The organism is Paenibacillus sp. FSL P2-0322, from assembly GCF_037975315.1.
Taxonomy (GTDB): domain Bacteria; phylum Bacillota; class Bacilli; order Paenibacillales; family Paenibacillaceae; genus Paenibacillus; species Paenibacillus polymyxa_B.
Window position 1 is genome coordinate 271030 of the sequence record NZ_CP150243.1, and the last position, 16511, is coordinate 287540.

Genomic DNA, 16511 nt, shown 5'->3' on the forward strand with positions numbered 1-16511 from the left:
TGTCTATACAGTGAGCGTGCTTATTTATACTCGTTGCACGGTAAATTCGAATTCCAGCTTTTGATCGGCTGTAATTTGGTATTCTTCATGTACCGGAGCTCCCCAGCTATCGTCGCCGCCTACGCCCATTTGTTTACCGGCTATGGTGACAACGGTGTAATACACGTTTGGTAGCTCATACAGATGGTAGGCACTTTCCAGCTCAAACGCTGTAAACGGCGAAATATTGCATTCCACAGGTGCGGTGGCAGGAGCAGTAATGCGAATACCGCGTTGAGAATCGTCGGTAATATCGACACGGCGCACGCCTGTACGGTTACCGGATTCCTGCGGTACGACATACCCGGATACGTTATCCGCAGCTTCGTTACGGAATACGCCTAGTCTCGCGCCAAAGGCACGGTCGATGTAATTCTCTTCCGGTCCCATCGCGTACCAGTCCAGATGGCGGTAGTCTGCCGGAACCTTGAACGAAAGGGCAAAGATCGGCAGATTAGGCAGTCCTGAGACGCCTTCATAAGTCGATTTTACGTTCAGACTGCCATCCGCCAAGACGGTGTAGGCTACCGTTACCTGTACGTCGGCATGAATGCTTAGGGTGTAGCGGAACGTAATGGTCACACGGTCTGTCTGCTCTTCCGTGACCTCGATGCCTACACATTTACGCGTCAGGCTTGCAGCGAACCAGCCACCGGCTTCGAAGCCCAGAGCAGTTCCCCGATCATTGTCTGTGGTCGCCCGCCAGAACAATGGGGCAGGAGGCATGGCGATCATCTCACGTCCGGCGTAGCGAAGTGAAGTCAGGCTGCCTGCTCCTTTGGAGAACATGATACTGAAATCTGCACCGTGAACGCCAATGTTAACATCGCCATGCACCACTCGTAGGGCTCCACCTGTAGGAGCTCTCAGCGGATTTGGATCTTCCACAATGAAAATATGTTGTCCGAAGGCTACTTCATGCCCAGCCTCAGCCCAGAGCGTCGCTTCCTTCAATACGAGCGCCGTGTGAATGACATATTCCCCAGGCTTCTTGTCTGTGCTTGGGAACGTCAATGGAATATACGCTTCGGTCTGAGCCGCCACATCTACATGAATGGCATTACGTGCGATTTCTTGGCCTTCATGCAGTAGACTGTATACTAGCTCATAGTCGCCCGTTCCCTCGAACAGGCTTTCATTGCGAATGGTTACACCTTTGGTATCCGGGGTGAGCTTCAGATTTTGATACAGGAATTTGACCTCCTGCATCTTCGGCGAAACCTTCCGGTCCGCATAGACAATTCCGTCCGTACAGAAGCCATAGTCTGTGGCACGGTCGTCAAAGTCGCCGCCGATCGCGAGGTACTCGCGTCCGTAGCGATCTTTTTTCATAACAGCCTGATCAATATAATCCCATATAAAACCGCCCTGATACAGCTCATATTTGTTCTCCAGCTCTGTATACTTGTGCATGCCGCCTACGGAATTGCCCATCGCATGCATGTATTCGCAACTGATATACGGCTTTTGCGGATTGTCGTTTAGATATTGCTCGATATCTGCGGGTTTGGCGTACATCCGGCTCTCCATATCGCTGGTATCATCGTACGTACGGTTGTGAAACACGCCTTCGTAGTGTACCAAACGGCTCGGGTCGGTGGCTCGGAAATAGTTGGCTACATTGCGCAGCACTTCACCTGCATATGACTCATTGCCGCAGGACCAAATCAGAATGGACGCATGGTTTTTGTCCCGTTCCAGCATGGAAATGGCGCGATCCATGACGATATCCTGCCACTCAGGCAGATTGGCGGGAATATTCCACGATGGCTCGACGGCGCCGAGTTTTTGCCAGGAACCGTGTGTTTCCAAGTTCATTTCATCAATTACATAGACCCCGTACTCATCGCATAGCTCATACCACAGAGTCTGATTTGGATAATGAGAGGTACGAACAGCGTTCATATTGTTCTGCTTGAGCGTCCGGATATCCCACAGCATATCTTCACGGGAAATCGCACGTCCGGTGCGAGCGTTAAATTCATGGCGGTTCACACCTTTAAAGACGATGCGTTTGCCGTTCAAATGCATGACCTTGTTTATCAGCTCAAATTTACGGAAGCCAATTTTTTGTGGAATGACTTCCACGAGCGATCCACTGGCATCATAAATTTGAATGAACAACGTGTACAAATAAGGTTTCTCCGCGCTCCAGCGCTGCACTTGCTCCAAGGCTGCTGACAGCGAAGCTGTGCCATCAGTAAAGTCAGCTTTCAAAGAAGCTACAACATGGCCGGCAGCATCTTTCACATCGACAGTTGCATAGGCCGTTGCCGGCTTTTCCAAGGTCAATTTCAGCTCCAGAAGGCCCTGCGTGTAGGAAGCATCCAGATCCGCTTTGGCATGTAGGTCACGTACGTGAAGAGTAGGGATGGTATAGAGATATACGTCTCTGAAAATACCGGAAAAACGCCAAAAGTCCTGATCCTCCAGCCACGCTCCCGTACTTCTTTGATATACCTCTACTGCCAGCTTGTTTTCGCCTGCTTGCAGGAACGGTGTCAGTTCAAAATCAGACGGTGTAAAGCTGTCCTCGCTGTAACCGACAAATTGTCCGTTCAGCCATACATAGAAAGCCGACTCGACGCCTTGGAAAGAAATGAACACAGGCTGCGCGCCCGAAGCCATATTTTCCGGCAAAACAAAGCTTTTGATATAGCTCCCGACCGGGTTGTGGTCCTCCGGAATATGGGGTGGACGAACGTCCGAATGTCCGTCCCATGGATACATCGTATTCACGTACTGCATTTGGCCAAAGCCTTGCGTCTGAATGTGACCCGGCACCTGAATATCGCTCCAGCCGCCATACTCAAAGCCAGGAGTATAGAACTCTACCGGACGGCTGGCTGGATTCGTTGCATAGTTAAACTTCCAGCTCCCATTCAGGCTATGACGCCAAGCCATATCAGCTTGCTGCTCCGCTTCTTGAAGCGTAGCGTAATATTTGTGATCGGAATAGGCGGGCAGCCGATGTACAGCAAATTTGGTTACGTCGGTCAGCCAGTCCAGACTAGGGGTATGGATGGTCAAGGCGAACACTCCTTATTTTTAAAATGAAATGAAGATATTACACAGTAATTTGTTATTTTACCGAACCAACCATGCCCGCTACAAAGTGTTTCTGCATCAGGAAGAATACCAGTGCAGTCGGCAGTGTGGACAGGACAATGGCGATCATGATGACACCGTAATCCGGTGCATAGCTGGAGCCAAGGTTCGAGATCAACAGCGGAATCGTTTGATTCTCCGGCGTTTGCAACACAATCAGAGGCCAGAGGTAGTTGTTCCAGCTGGACATGAATGTGATGATTGCGGCAGCGGCATAGGTTGTTTTCATCGTAGGCATATACACCCGGAAGAACAGACCCAGCTCGGATAATCCATCCATACGACCTGCTTCCAGTAGATCCTTTGGAAACATCTTGGTGCTTTGACGGAAAAAGAAGATCAGGAACGCCGTAGTTACGGTCGGAATGACGACAGAAGAGAGTGTATCAATACCGATCCACGGTATGACATTAGAAATACCGCCGAACATCCGGTAGAGCGGGATCATGATCGCCGCAAACGGAATCATCATAGACATCAGCAGGATATTGAAGACAACGTCTTTCGCTTTACTTCTGTAAATTTCAAAGCCATAACCGGCCAGTGATGCGATTAGCATAGCCAGCAGCGTAGTTGAGATGGAGACTTTTGCAGAGTTACTTAGTGCGGTAACGATGTCTACTTTTTCAAGCAAATTGTGCATGTTATCCATCAAATGGGAGCCAGGCAGAAGCTTGCCTTTGGTCACATCGACCGACAGGTTCGTGGAGCTGGATAGCATCCAGAGGAACGGGAAAATCGAAACGAACGACACAAGGATCAGAAAGGCGTACGTAAATGCTCTTTTTGTTTTCATCATTTTTTCTCACCTGCCACTTTGAACTGGATAATCGACAAGATAATGATCATAATGACGATGGAATAAGATACGGTCGCCGCATAACCAAAGTCGGATGAATATTTGAAGGACAGATTGTAAATATATTGCGAAATTGAAGATGTCGCGTTCCCTGGCCCACCCTTGGTAATATTCATAATTTCATCGAAGAGTTGGAGTGTACCAATCGTTGATGTAATCGAAGTGAACAGGATAATCGGCTTAAGCAGTGGAACTGTAATGCTGAAAAACTGTCGGATAGGGGAAGCTCCGTCAATACGGGCCGCTTCGTAGATGGAACTGTCAATGTTCTGAAGACCGGATAGGTAAAAGATCATATTATAACCAGTCCAGCGCCATGTGATCGCGATAATAATCGTAACCTTGGCCCAGAAAGGATCTGTAATCCATTGGATGGGCGTGCCAATCACGTGCAGATTCAGCAATAAGGAGTTTACCAGACCGTCGGACGAGAACAAGTACTTGAAGACAACCGAATATGCTACAAGGGATGTGATACACGGCAAGAAGATAGCTGTGCGGAAAAAGCCCTTGAATTTCAGGTTTTTATCATTCAACAATACCGAAATGAACAGAGCCAGAATGACCATCAAAGGTACCTGGAAAATTAAATAGATAAACGTATTCTTCACGGCGGTTATAAACATTTTATCGGTGAAGAGTCGCTTGTAGTTATCAATGCCGTTAAAGCTCAGATTAGACCCTGTACCTGTCTTAAAGGACAAGATAAGCGCCTGAATCATCGGATAGAAATAAAAAGCGGCGATCATGATCACTGCGATGGATATGAACAACCATCCTGTCATACCTGCTTTGAGACGTGTTGTAGTTATTTTGGGCGCGGCTGTCTTCATACCATGTCAACTCCCTGTGCAGCAATAAAACCTTGAACTCGCAAGCCCAAGGTTTTAAGTGCTTATCGTTTTATTGTTTAGCCTTGGCTAGATGGACTGTCTTATTTAAGCTGTGCTTCCGCCTGTCCTTGAGCATCTTTCAGAACTGCGTCTACATCTTTTCCGTTCAGATAGTTTTGAATTTCAACGGTCATGATATCCTCAATGGCATACGTGTGCAGGCCATAATTGACTTTTGGAACTTGCTTAGTCCATTCTGCAAATTTCTTGTATACTTTGTCGCCTCCGAAGTACGGATCTTCCACGTCATAAGCTTTACCGCTGGAAGCTGCGTTCAATGAACCGACAATTCCAATTTTGCTCAGCATATCTTGATACAGCTCTTGATCTGTTCCGAATGTCTCTTTCAGGAAATCAGCAGCGGTATCTTGACCGTCCGAGTTAAGGACATACCAGGAGCTGCCGCCGAGGCTGGAAGCATTCACGGATTCAGGTATATTTTTCAGCTTAGGGAAAGGAACAACGGCCCATTTACCCGATTGCGAAGCTTCTGCTTTGATCGAAGGTGTAATCCAGTTACCTGTAGGTACGGAAGCAACTGCACCGCTGTTGAATGCGGCCAGGAACTGACTCCAGTCGGCATTCATTTTAACAATGTTAGCGTCGAACAAGGATTTGTACGTCAAGAGCGCTTCTTTCAGAGCTGGATTACCAGCCAGGTTTGGTGTTTTACCGTCTTCTTTCAGGTACCATGAACCTGCAGTTTGGATCATACCACGGATCAGACCGAGGTCATTTGGATCTTGAGTCAGCATTTCTTTGCCTGTTTTTTGTTTTACGGCTTTACCAATTTCAATAAATTTGTCCCAATCAATATTAGTCAGGTCCGCTACTTTGTAGCCGGCTTGTTCCAGATAATCCGTTCTTACATACAGTCCCATAACACCGGAGTCGAATGGAACACCATACTGCTTGCCGTTGTAGCTAGTCGGTCCGATTTTATAATCAGCGAAGTCGGATGCTTTGATCGTGCTGCTCATATCATGGAAAGAATCGGGATAGGCTTGCAGGAAGTTCTGTGCCCGATAATCCTCGATCAGAACCACGTTCGGCAATCCTTTGGTAGATCCGGAGTTAAGGCCGGCATTCATTTTTTGTACGATATCGTTTTGAGCATATTCAACAATGTTTACGGTTACATCTGGATGTTTGGCAACGTAGCGATCTTTTGCCAGCTTCAGGGCTGCGATATTAAAGTTCGGGTCCCAAGCCCAGACGGTGATTTCTTTTTTGCCTGAATCTGTGGTAGTAGCTGCTTTCTCGGAATTGCTGGAGCATGCGGATAGCAAGATCAAGCTTGCAATCAGCAGAAGGAAAGTCATTTTTTTCATTTTGTTCAACCCCTACTCTTTTTTTTATATGTTGCTTACTAGTTCTAAAGCTCTTAGATGAAAGCGGTTACCTCATTTATAAATCTAGTGTACCATCCATACTTTGTCGGTGTTAGGAATATCTTTATACGGATTGGTCTTATTATTATGATTTATCAAAAAAGGTACCGCTTACATTTGTATTTTGTTTTGGTTTAGGTACTTTTTTTAGGTTGAAGCTCAGTGTATAGATTTATTTAGTGGAGTCGTTGTCGTTTGATTTCAAAATCAATGGCAGTGTCATTCTTACTTTGGTGCCCTCGCCTTTTTTACTGGAGATGGTCACGCCATATTCTTCTCCATATAAAAGGGTAATGCGGTTGTGCACATTCTGGATGCCGATGCCTGTGAACAGTTGGCGCTTGCTCTTGGGATTCGGAAGTCCGTCTTGCGCCGTATGCCCGTCCAAATCCATACCGTCTCCATCATCGACCACCTCACAGATCAATGTATCCTCCGTTTTGGACACCAATATATAGATGTGCCCTACGTTTTTTTCATTAAACGCATGGAAAAAAGAGTTTTCGATAAAAGGCTGAATGATGAGCTTGGGCACATGGTACTCCAGACAATCGGGTGATACAAAATAATTCACTTGTACCCGCTGCCCGTAGCGCACATGGTTAATGAACACATAATTTTGCATGTTGGCCATTTCCTGCTCAATGGTGATCGTTTCACTCACATTGCTGATTGTATTTTGCAGTAAGGAAATGAGTGCATTGATCGTCTCGGCGGCTGTTTCCTTATTTCCTTTGAGCACCAGCATTTTGATCGAAGCCAGTGTATTGTACAGAAAATGCGGATTGATCTGCCGTTGTAGTGCAGCAAGCTCTGCGTTCCGTTGACCCTTTTGCGTCTCTAAAAGCTTACGGATATAGTCATTTAGTTCATCCAGCATGTAGTTGTAAGCATGACTTAATTGTCTAACCTCATAGCTGCCCGTTACCGGGATATAATTATCAAAATTTTTCTCGCGTATGGTCGACATTTGCTTCACCAGTCGAGTCAGGGAACGAATCAGTCGACGGGATATCAGAAAAACGATCACCAAAGCAATCAGTACGATGGCAATGCAGATCCATACAACAGATTTAACGTCAATAATTTGTCCAATCGCAGCTTGTCTGTCGATCATGTTCACCAGATAAAAATCAAATGAAGGGATATAGTTGGAAAGGAGGATACTTTCCTTATTCATCACATCCGCATTAATGTAGTTAAGCCCCTGTTCATTGATTTTTGTGGCATAGCCTAGCAGCTCACTGGAGCGTTGTCCGATCAGGTCCTGGCGGTTGCTCGATACAATCAGTCCCGACTTGTCCAAAATAAGCACATCATTGCCATTGCTTGTGAAATTGTTGTAGAAACGGCGAAATTCAGGTTCCCGGATAGCGATGTAGATCATGCCGTACAGGGTGCCGCTGGTCCGCTCCATAAATGGTTTGGAGGCGATAATATAGGGTGTTGGCTTTTGCGCGGTATTATTCATTTGTTGCTGAAATAATTCAGTATCCAATTGATACATAAGCTGTGCCGGTCGTGCTACACTTCGGGCTGTAATAGCATTGCTTTTAAGTTCTTCCGCAGTTACAGGCCAATAGGACGAGTCGGAGTAAAAGCTCCGGCCGTTCAGACCTGTTACAGCGACACCGACATCATAGGCATCGACGTTCGATTTAATTTGCTTCATTTGCTGTGCCATTCCGAAGTAAATTCTTGCCGAGTTAATCGAGTCAGATTGACCGCCAGTCAGATAGTTTTTGACCGTTCCATTTTCCGAAGCATGGGTTACGGCATTCACGATAGAATCATTGAAGGATTCAAAGCTGGATTGAATCTGGCTGAGTACCTTGGCATTTGTAATACTGAATGTCTCAGCAAAAAGTCGTTCAGACATCCGAATCGTCACCAAAGAGGTCAGCAAGGACACCGCAGTGATGCTGACCACCATAACAATAAAGATTTTGAAGAACAGACCTTGATATTTGATCTTATGGATGTATCTTTTCATATTCAATCTCTTTTCTGCTGGCAGATGTGGCTTACTCCCTAATAGAGATGCTCCCGGCGGTACTGACTGGGCGAGTAGCCCTTCACTTTTTTGAACACTTTGGTAAAATAGCTGGGGTCCGAATAGCCTACCGTGCTGCTAATATCCGAAATGGACATCGTCCCCGACCGTAGTAACTCCGCGGCTTTTTCGACCCGAATTTTGTTCAGATACTCGCTAAAACCCTCTGTATGGTGTGCTGTAAAATAACTGGACAAGTAGGAAGGGTTAAAATGAAAATATTGCCCAAGTGTCGTCAAATTGAGCGTTTCAGCATGATGCTCCTCAATATACTCCAGCAGTTTTTTCATGCTTGCGCTACTTCCTTGCTGCGTTTTAGCCATGATCTGTCTGTTCGCTTCCTCCAAAAAAGTCTCCAGAAGGCGCACGGCTTCATGTACATGAGGGGCATCATTAATTGTTTTGAAATAGGAATATTTCGCCGCATCCAGCTCCTTCATATCATACCCCTGATTCCCGAGCAAAATCGTAATGTTAAACACGATATTTCCGAGAAGCGATTTGAATTCAAAAGCGGTAGAGGTATAGTTGCCGGACATGGCGGCTACATAGGATCTCAAATCCTGAAAAGCTGTATCAAAATGCTCACGCTTCATCTCTTCTGTAAACTGTTTTAAGTTGAACGAGCTGTTCACCTGTATAGGCGGAGGGAGTTCGTCTTCTATTAGCAGCGCTGTTCCTGGGAAATAAAAGCGGTAACTCAGCAGTTTTGGCAGTTCATCCTGATAGACGTCACTAATCTGATTGAAGTCATCAAATAAATGGCTGACTGCCCAGCCTGTCTGTGGATCGACTCGCTTTGTCTCCTGAGCAACTTCCCTAACCGCAGCCATCCAGGAGTCTACTTCACGTGGATCAAGATTGGCTAAAAACACAGCCGCATAGACATCGGACGGCAGTTGTCGCAGTACGATGTGCTTACAGGCAGAGGACACTTGATCTGATAGCTTGGAAAATAGGTCCGAGGCAGAGATAGAGCGTCCTTTATTCTGCGGTGCTGACTGCTCCACGCCTATGAGCGCAAAACGGCTATAAGGAAATGCTTGGTTCAGCAACTCAGCGTCATAGTCCATGCTATACCCGGAGATCAGCTTTTCGATCACATGATCTATTGTAATTTGACTATTATTAGCATCTGCCTGATATTGAATGGATGGAATTTTGCGAGCGGTTCTCTGGAGCACTTGGAGTAGCTCATCCGTGTCCAGCTTGGGCTTTAAAATATAGTCAGCAACCCCTTGTTGAAAGGTGGATCGCACGTAATTAAATTCACCGTAACTGCTAAGCACGATGACTTCGATATCTGGATAGTTCTGTCTGACTATGCGCGTCAGCTCCTCGCCATCCATGATCGGCATTACGATATCTGTAATGACAATATGAGGGCGCAAGGTTTCAATCAGCTCCAATGCTTCTTTCCCGTTAGAAGCCTCACCTACAATTCGAAATCCATACTGTTCCCACGATAAATGGTGTTTAATCCCTTGCCGTACCAATATCTCATCATCGACAATCAAAATGTTGCATAGCTCATTCATGGCAGCACTCTCCGTAATTATACCTATTCGAGGATTTTCCAAAAATCCTGATTCAAAAAAGACCCCCATCACGTGGACGTCATATCATCTGAGGCACATATTTGACAACGCTTCCAACTTGGCTTAAATCTAAAGCATTTAATCTTTACATGCTAACATAAACCACACGGGGATTCCAAAATAATTTAGTCCAAATGGCATATAAAACAACAAAAAAGGCAGCCGAGAAAATCTCGACAGCCTAAACGACCAGGATTACCTTATACAGTACCCCATGTCCGATCTCCTGCCAAATATTTTTCAGTCAAAATAGACAGCAGTTGAATACCAACCTCATTGTGTCCTCCCTCAGGAAGGATCAGGTCAGCGTATTTCTTGGAAGGCTCAATAAATGCCTCATGCATCGGCTTAACCGTAGTCAAATAGTGATCGTGAATCGAATGGATGGTGCGGCCGCGTTCCTCAATATCGCGAAGAACCCGACGGAGAATGCGCACATCAGGGTCAGTATCCACAAATACTTTGATGTCAAGCAGGCTGCGGAGCTTTTCGTCTGACAGCACATGCAGACCCTCCAACATAACGATGTGATTTGGCAGAAGCTCTACCGTCTCGTCCGTGGAGCGTGCATGAACCGTAAAGTCATACACTGGCGCTTGTGTCGCTTGTCCTTTTTTCAGACATTGGAGATGCTCAATAAGCAATTCGTTGTCAAAGGCAAACGGATGATCATAATTGACCAAAGCACGTTCATCATAACTCAGATGTGAATGGTCTTTATAATAGTTATCCTGAGATATGAAAGTCACTTTATTAGATCCCAGACGCTCAACGACGGCGCGTGCTACCGTCGATTTACCGGAACCTGTACCGCCGGCAATACCAATAATAAGCATGGCGTTTCACTTACCCTTCCCTAAATGTATCCCGATACAACTCAAGTATTGTAGCACAATGCACACTTTTTTTCATCACTGTTGAACTTTGTATTTCTTCCATTTCCGTATCCTGGCTCTGAATGTTTTAAACGGTGCCACCGAGTTGATGTGAATCCATCTTGCCATGGGCCAGTTCGGGTTAGTACCCGTCCAGTTGTGAACGCCTTGAGTGAAGAGCTCTTCATGGCTAAGTGTGTCGATCCAATCCAGCCACTTTTGCTCAGTCAACTTGAACATATCACGTAATTCACGTAAAGATTGGTGGGAATAGGTCTTGTAAAATGATTGATATAGTTCGCCTAGTCTATTCCATTTATAATTGGGAGCGGGCATGATGACAGTTTTTCCTTCCCGTTCGTCCCTGTCCCATGTCATGACAAGATGAAGCCATCCGAGCTGGTAGGCGATCATTTCTGCGGGTGTTTTATCTACTTCGGGGATACGAATATCCTTTTGGCTCTCGTCGATCTCCTGGAATTCACCGTCAAATCGTAAGTAGGAGGCATGAATGGCTTCTTTTAACTCCAATTTGGAAGCGTAGTCGTAGCTGGACATCTAATCGCTCCTTTAAATGATATGGATGATACTCACTCCTTTATATGTACCATTCTCAATATGACAGCTGTATGTCTTATTTAAAAATATCTTTTTAGTTTTAAACAGCGTGCGGCGTGTTTTATTTTGGTGCGAATGTGAAGCTCCCATGAAAACCCCGGGTCCTTCGCATCTCAGATTTTGTCGAATACTTGTCGAATGTGAATGGAATGTGAACATAGATGGTATATTCTATCCCAATTAGGATGTTATGAATACTATTTTAAGCTAAAATAATAACGAAGTAGGTCTAATATGACCAATTTTCGCGTCGCACTCTACATGAGTGCGTGGATTGAAATTACTAAAAGATTCCATGTTTCTAATTTCTTTTACAATGTCGCACTCTACATGAGTGCGTGGGTCAAACTTACTATATAAGTTGAACTGGAACATACATGAAAACGGAGTAGATAGAATGGTGCTGTACAAGCGAAGCGGTCGCTTTTGTCCCCGGATTTCTACCCTAATATAACTTATTCAAGAAATCCGGGGGCGGTGGCGATGGGAAGCACCATCCAACTGCGTAGTGGCACCATATGAAACTTTTAAGCTCACCCATATTAGGAGGAACCCAAATGTCCTTTGCCCCAGACAAACACAAACTCCACCCCATTCAAGATGTAACCAGCGTCTGTTATATTCAGAATCTACCAGCTCGACCGAATGTCGAGATTGGCGACTATACTTATTACAGCGACAATAGCCATCCAGCAGAGCTTTTTTATGACCATATTCAGCACCACTATGAGTTTCTAGGAGATAAACTGAAAATCGGAAAATTCTGCGCCATTGCAGAGGGAATCACCTTTATCATGAACGGTGCCAATCACCGTATGGACGGGTTAACGACCTACCCATTTAATATCTTTGGCGGCGGTTGGGAAAAGGTAACCCCCAGTCTGGAACAACTACCTTTTAAAGGAGATACAATCATCGGCAATGATGTCTGGCTTGGTCAGTCCGTAACTATAATGCCAGGAATTACAATAGGAGACGGCGCCATTGTCGCATCGAACTCTACTGTCGTCAAAGATGTAGAGCCATATACAATTGTTGGCGGCAATCCGGGGAAAGTAATTAGACCCCGTTTTGACCAAGAAACGATCACATTACTACTTAAGCTCAAGTGGTGGGACTGGGAAGAGGAAAAGCTATTTCGCTATATGGATCAACTGGTATCCGTAAATTCTGCTGATGCAGTCAAGCAACTCCTAGCTGCCGAGTGACAGCTCATGGAGTGTGTTATCAATCGTAAAAGCTGCCTTCTGCTCAAGGTAGCTTTTTTTGTTTTTTATAATGGCTCACTCCGCCCTGTGAATTTGAGGAGTGGAAATAACAATTACTTACCGTTCATTATTATAAAAAGGGTAAAAATAAACGTAACTTGAGTGATACATAGGGGTGTATTAAATGTTAAAAAAATCTTATAAAGGAATGTAATGATGAATATAAGTGCGAAAAAGTGTGGTTTGGGATACTGCTAATTTTTTTTTACCTTTTTGAATTTGGCGCAAAAAGTAGGTGTAGTTGAGAAGTTAGCTGGTTTTAGCGTCTTTTTTTGAAAAATGGTTCAAGGAAAGGATGAACAGGGATGAGTCCTTTTTTCCATGAATAGTATGTACTTTTTGAAATCGGAAGTTCATCAATGATTTGAGTAACTGTTTTATCCGTCTTATAGATTAAGAAGATATAGTCGAATATATTTTTGTGATTGTGCTTTCTATAAAAAAATGAGGGAGTGTTCCAATGGGTGAGATAAGCTCGCTTACAATCCAAGCAGTAGGATCGTATCAACGAGGAATTGCTATGTTTCTTAGTGTTGCTACTGCGGCAATGGGGACATAGACTTGAGTTGTCTTTAGATGGAACTTCCTTGGCTATTCGCTTATCAATGTTGTGTAGAAATCCCCAAGCTATTCTGCGTAAACGTCTTAATTCTTTTTCAGATTCACATCCTTTTAAAATATAATCTAAATCTTCTGCTAAGTTCTCATTGAATTGCATCATAATTACCTCCTACATTGTTGTTGTACAAAACCTAAATACTATTGATTATATATAGACACAATATAACGGAATATTAATTTTGTCTATGTTACAATACCGTTGTTAGAAGCGACAATAATTGAATGACTTACTCATAAGGGAGTAGGTTAAGTTTATTTAAAAGGGCACTTAAGTACTGAGAGGAAGATTATCTGTAGCTTGATCGAGTTTACTAAGCCCATAAAAAAAGAGAAAATAACTTATTTACTTCATTCTTTTACAGAGTAAGGAGGTTGCTGTGAGGAAAATTACTGACTTACAGTCGCTGCGTGGCGTCCCAGAATTAAAGTATGTGAATGCAGATAATGTTACCCGTTATCGTGCCATCATGCGTCTTATTTATCAGCAGTATCAGAAGTTGAATTACTGGCTCAAGCCTGAGTTTATTTATGAAGAGCTAATGAAATGGAAACTGCATAAGAATTACACACTAGAGCAATGTCAGATTGACCTCAATCAATTGGTGGAATGGGGTAATTTAACTGCCCAGCACGACGGAGGAGAACGTGTAGTAACCGTTGAAGAGTATCTTCGCAAAAAATTCCGTTATCTGCTAACTCCCTATTCAATTGAAATCGAACGGATGCTTGAAAGCCTGGAATCAATTCGGGGCTACGGTGGTTCATTGGAACCCACCCTTTTTGACAAGATTGCAGATACATTAAATAAAGTCAGTGTTAATGTAGGTATATATGAGCCTGGAGAGGCACTGGAGTATTGGAAAACGTTATTCAACGTCTTCCAGACGTTACATGAGACATCTGTGGATTATATAGCAAGTCTGCAAACGGGGATGGCAGAAGAATTGATGGCTACGGATACTTTTTTGTTGTATAAGGATTCCATTACTCACTATTTACAGGACTTCATACAAGCGTTGCAGCGGCGTTCTTACAAAATTGAAGGTAGATTGCATCGTATAACAGCAGGAGTAAGAGAAATTTTCTTCTCAGCGGTTATGGAAGATGAATGGTTAATTCCTAAATTGGAACAGTCGATTTCAAAAGAAGAATATTTAAGTGAACTTCAAGATAAATGGAGCAGTTTAAATAGGTGGTTTCTGGGCGATGAGGAATCCATTAGTGATTCCGTGTTATTGGAGCGGGCAACAAAGGAAGCCATTGTAAAGGTCGTAAAGAGTGCAGTACGAATCCAGGAAAAAAAACGATCCAGCATCAGTAGAAAAAAAGATCTGGATCATTTAGGAAAATGGTTTTATAACATCAATGAATTGAATACTTCCCACAAACTAGCTGCTTATGCATTTGGTTTATTCCAAAGCCGTCATTTGCAGGGTGAAGATATAAGGGGATCTGATAGCAAAGAAATGTCAATGTGGCAAGAAACATTAATATCAAGGACGATTCGTTCCCGCAGCAGAAAAAAGAATGAACGGCAGGATTCAGATGCCGCTACTGATAACAGTAAGCTAAAAAAACAATTTAGAGAGGCATTCCTAATTAAACAGAAGCAAGAACTACAATTTCTAATTCAGATGGTGGCCGTTAGAACCATTAATATTGCAGAACTGGGTCCTATTAGCTCTATTACCCGATTGCAGTTGCTAGATTGGATTAGCCGTTGTAACGCTTCTTCTACTTCTTCTATTCAGACATCCGAAGGCGTCCAGATTGAGATGAACACGCCATTGGGGAATAACCGTACTCTTTTACATTGTGAGGATGGCACACTTGAACTACTAAACCATAATTTTGTTTTTACAGTTATGAATCATAAGGCATGGGAAGGTCAAGTTGCCTGGTTGAGTGCACAACAGTAGTCGACATAATAACCACTATGGAGGATATATAGGTGGAGAAAATAAAAGTAGGTAAGATCAACAGTGTCAGAAGACATCGAGTGAACCGTACGGGTCCGAATGAAATCGAAGAAAGAAAACAAATTTGTATGAATGCTTTATTAAATCGTTCGTGGATTGATAAGCATGAGGATGAGGAGCTCTATTACTGGATTAAAGAACAATATTTCGAGTTGAGAGACTGGTTTACGAATTATACAGGCTACACAATCATTATGAATCGCCATTTTATTAAGTTGGAGAAAGTACCTGCTGTTGCTTTTCCTTGGATGGGTTTTTCAGAATTTAGTAAACCACTTGATTATGCTCTGTTCACATATAGCCTCTGGTATTTGGAAAATAAAACAGAGAATGAACAATTCTTACTTACCCAGTTAGTTATTGAGATTAGGCAGCATATGGTCGAACAAGAGATGGAAGTGGATTGGGTCAATTATTATCATCGATTATCAATGGCTAGAGCGTTGAAAAAACTGAAGAGCTTGAAAATCGTTCAGGCTGTTGACGGAGAAGAATCAAACTGGGTGAATGATACAACACATCATGATGTGTTGTATGAGTGTACCCCTTATTCACGTTACTTTTTGCGGAATTTCCCCGTGGAGCTTTCTAGTTTTACAAATATGGAAGATTTAAAGGATACTATAATTTATGGATTGGATACGAAAGAGAAAGCTTTGCAACAGAAACACAATCTATATCGTCGATTTTTACTGGAACCCATCTTATTGAATTATCAGTGGCAGGGTGATATATCCTATCTTCGCAAAGAATCGAAGGAATTAGTGAGCCAAATGAAGATAATGTTTGGATGGGAAGGAAGCCAGTATCGTGAAGGCATTATTTTTTTCGAGCCGAATGTAACTTCTGAATCAGAGACATTTCCAACACAATCTGCTTTGTCAGACTTAGCCATGCTTGTATGTGGGGAAATCCGAAGTATGGTCACAGATCCAGTTACAAAGATGCAGGTAGAGCTAGACGGACTTGTGAGACTCACTAAGCATGAAATAGAGCGTATATTGATTCATTTAAAAGCGGAACATGGAGAGTTTTGGACGAATGAACATAAAAATATGGATTCTGCTGTACTTGCTGAAGCACTATGTAATCATTTGGAAGAGTGGGGATTCGGACACTGGGAAGATCATATGTTTTTTGTGTTAAGTGGGGCTGGGGGAAGATGGGAAATTAAGTATGTATTAACAGATCAGGTTGATTAGGGAGGGT

12 protein-coding genes are annotated in these 16511 nt (G+C 43.7%); 3 read left to right on the forward strand and 9 right to left on the reverse strand.

All coding sequences use genetic code 11. The features are described 5' to 3' along the window. Positions 1-24: 24 nt before the first annotated feature. From MKY24_RS01200 to MKY24_RS01235, 8 genes are all read right to left on the reverse strand, one after another. Entirely contained in the window at positions 25-3069 is a 3045-nt protein-coding gene (locus MKY24_RS01200) for a glycoside hydrolase family 2 TIM barrel-domain containing protein (protein ID WP_339201260.1), read from the reverse strand. A gap of 52 nt (positions 3070-3121) precedes the next feature. Then, positions 3122-3946, reverse strand: coding sequence for a carbohydrate ABC transporter permease (locus MKY24_RS01205; protein WP_028541902.1), 825 nt, complete (start codon positions 3944-3946; stop codon positions 3122-3124). Continuing rightward, on the reverse strand, positions 3943-4839 hold the full coding sequence (locus MKY24_RS01210; RefSeq protein ID WP_013308301.1) for a sugar ABC transporter permease: 897 nt from the start codon (positions 4837-4839) through the stop codon (positions 3943-3945). Before MKY24_RS01210 ends, MKY24_RS01205 begins: the two co-directional genes overlap by 4 nt. Before the next feature lie 101 nt (positions 4840-4940). Beyond that, a complete protein-coding gene (locus MKY24_RS01215) occupies positions 4941-6230 on the reverse strand; it encodes an extracellular solute-binding protein (RefSeq protein WP_053324404.1) in 1290 nt (429 codons plus the stop codon). Between the two features lie 232 nt (positions 6231-6462). After that, entirely contained in the window at positions 6463-8283 is a 1821-nt protein-coding gene (locus tag MKY24_RS01220) for a sensor histidine kinase (protein ID WP_028541903.1), read from the reverse strand. Positions 8284-8321: 38 nt separating this feature from the next. Next, positions 8322-9881, reverse strand: a complete 1560-nt coding sequence (locus MKY24_RS01225; RefSeq protein WP_053324405.1) for a response regulator transcription factor — start codon at positions 9879-9881, stop codon at positions 8322-8324. Positions 9882-10141: 260 nt separating this feature from the next. Then, entirely contained in the window at positions 10142-10777 is a 636-nt protein-coding gene (gene udk, locus MKY24_RS01230; RefSeq protein WP_013308305.1) for a uridine kinase, read from the reverse strand. A 75-nt stretch (positions 10778-10852) separates the two neighbouring features. Next, positions 10853-11374 (reverse strand): ClbS/DfsB family four-helix bundle protein, encoded by a 522-nt coding sequence (locus MKY24_RS01235; RefSeq protein ID WP_071639122.1) that lies wholly within the window; start codon positions 11372-11374, stop codon positions 10853-10855. Positions 11375-11991: 617 nt separating this feature from the next. On the opposite strand from MKY24_RS01235, the gene MKY24_RS01240 reads away from it, so the two are divergent. Beyond that, positions 11992-12642, forward strand: a complete 651-nt coding sequence (locus MKY24_RS01240; protein ID WP_339201263.1) for a Vat family streptogramin A O-acetyltransferase — start codon at positions 11992-11994, stop codon at positions 12640-12642. Positions 12643-12961: 319 nt separating this feature from the next. Here MKY24_RS01240 and MKY24_RS01245 read toward each other — a convergent pair whose 3' ends face one another. Beyond that, positions 12962-13423, reverse strand: a complete 462-nt coding sequence (locus MKY24_RS01245) for a hypothetical protein (protein ID WP_339201264.1) — start codon at positions 13421-13423, stop codon at positions 12962-12964. A gap of 277 nt (positions 13424-13700) precedes the next feature. Here MKY24_RS01245 and MKY24_RS01250 point away from each other — a divergent pair, with 277 nt between their 5' ends. Then, positions 13701-15242, forward strand: coding sequence for a TIGR02677 family protein (locus MKY24_RS01250; RefSeq protein WP_339201265.1), 1542 nt, complete (start codon positions 13701-13703; stop codon positions 15240-15242). Between the two features lie 32 nt (positions 15243-15274). After that, positions 15275-16504, forward strand: a complete 1230-nt coding sequence (locus MKY24_RS01255; RefSeq protein ID WP_339201266.1) for a TIGR02678 family protein — start codon at positions 15275-15277, stop codon at positions 16502-16504. Positions 16505-16511: the final 7 nt, after the last annotated feature.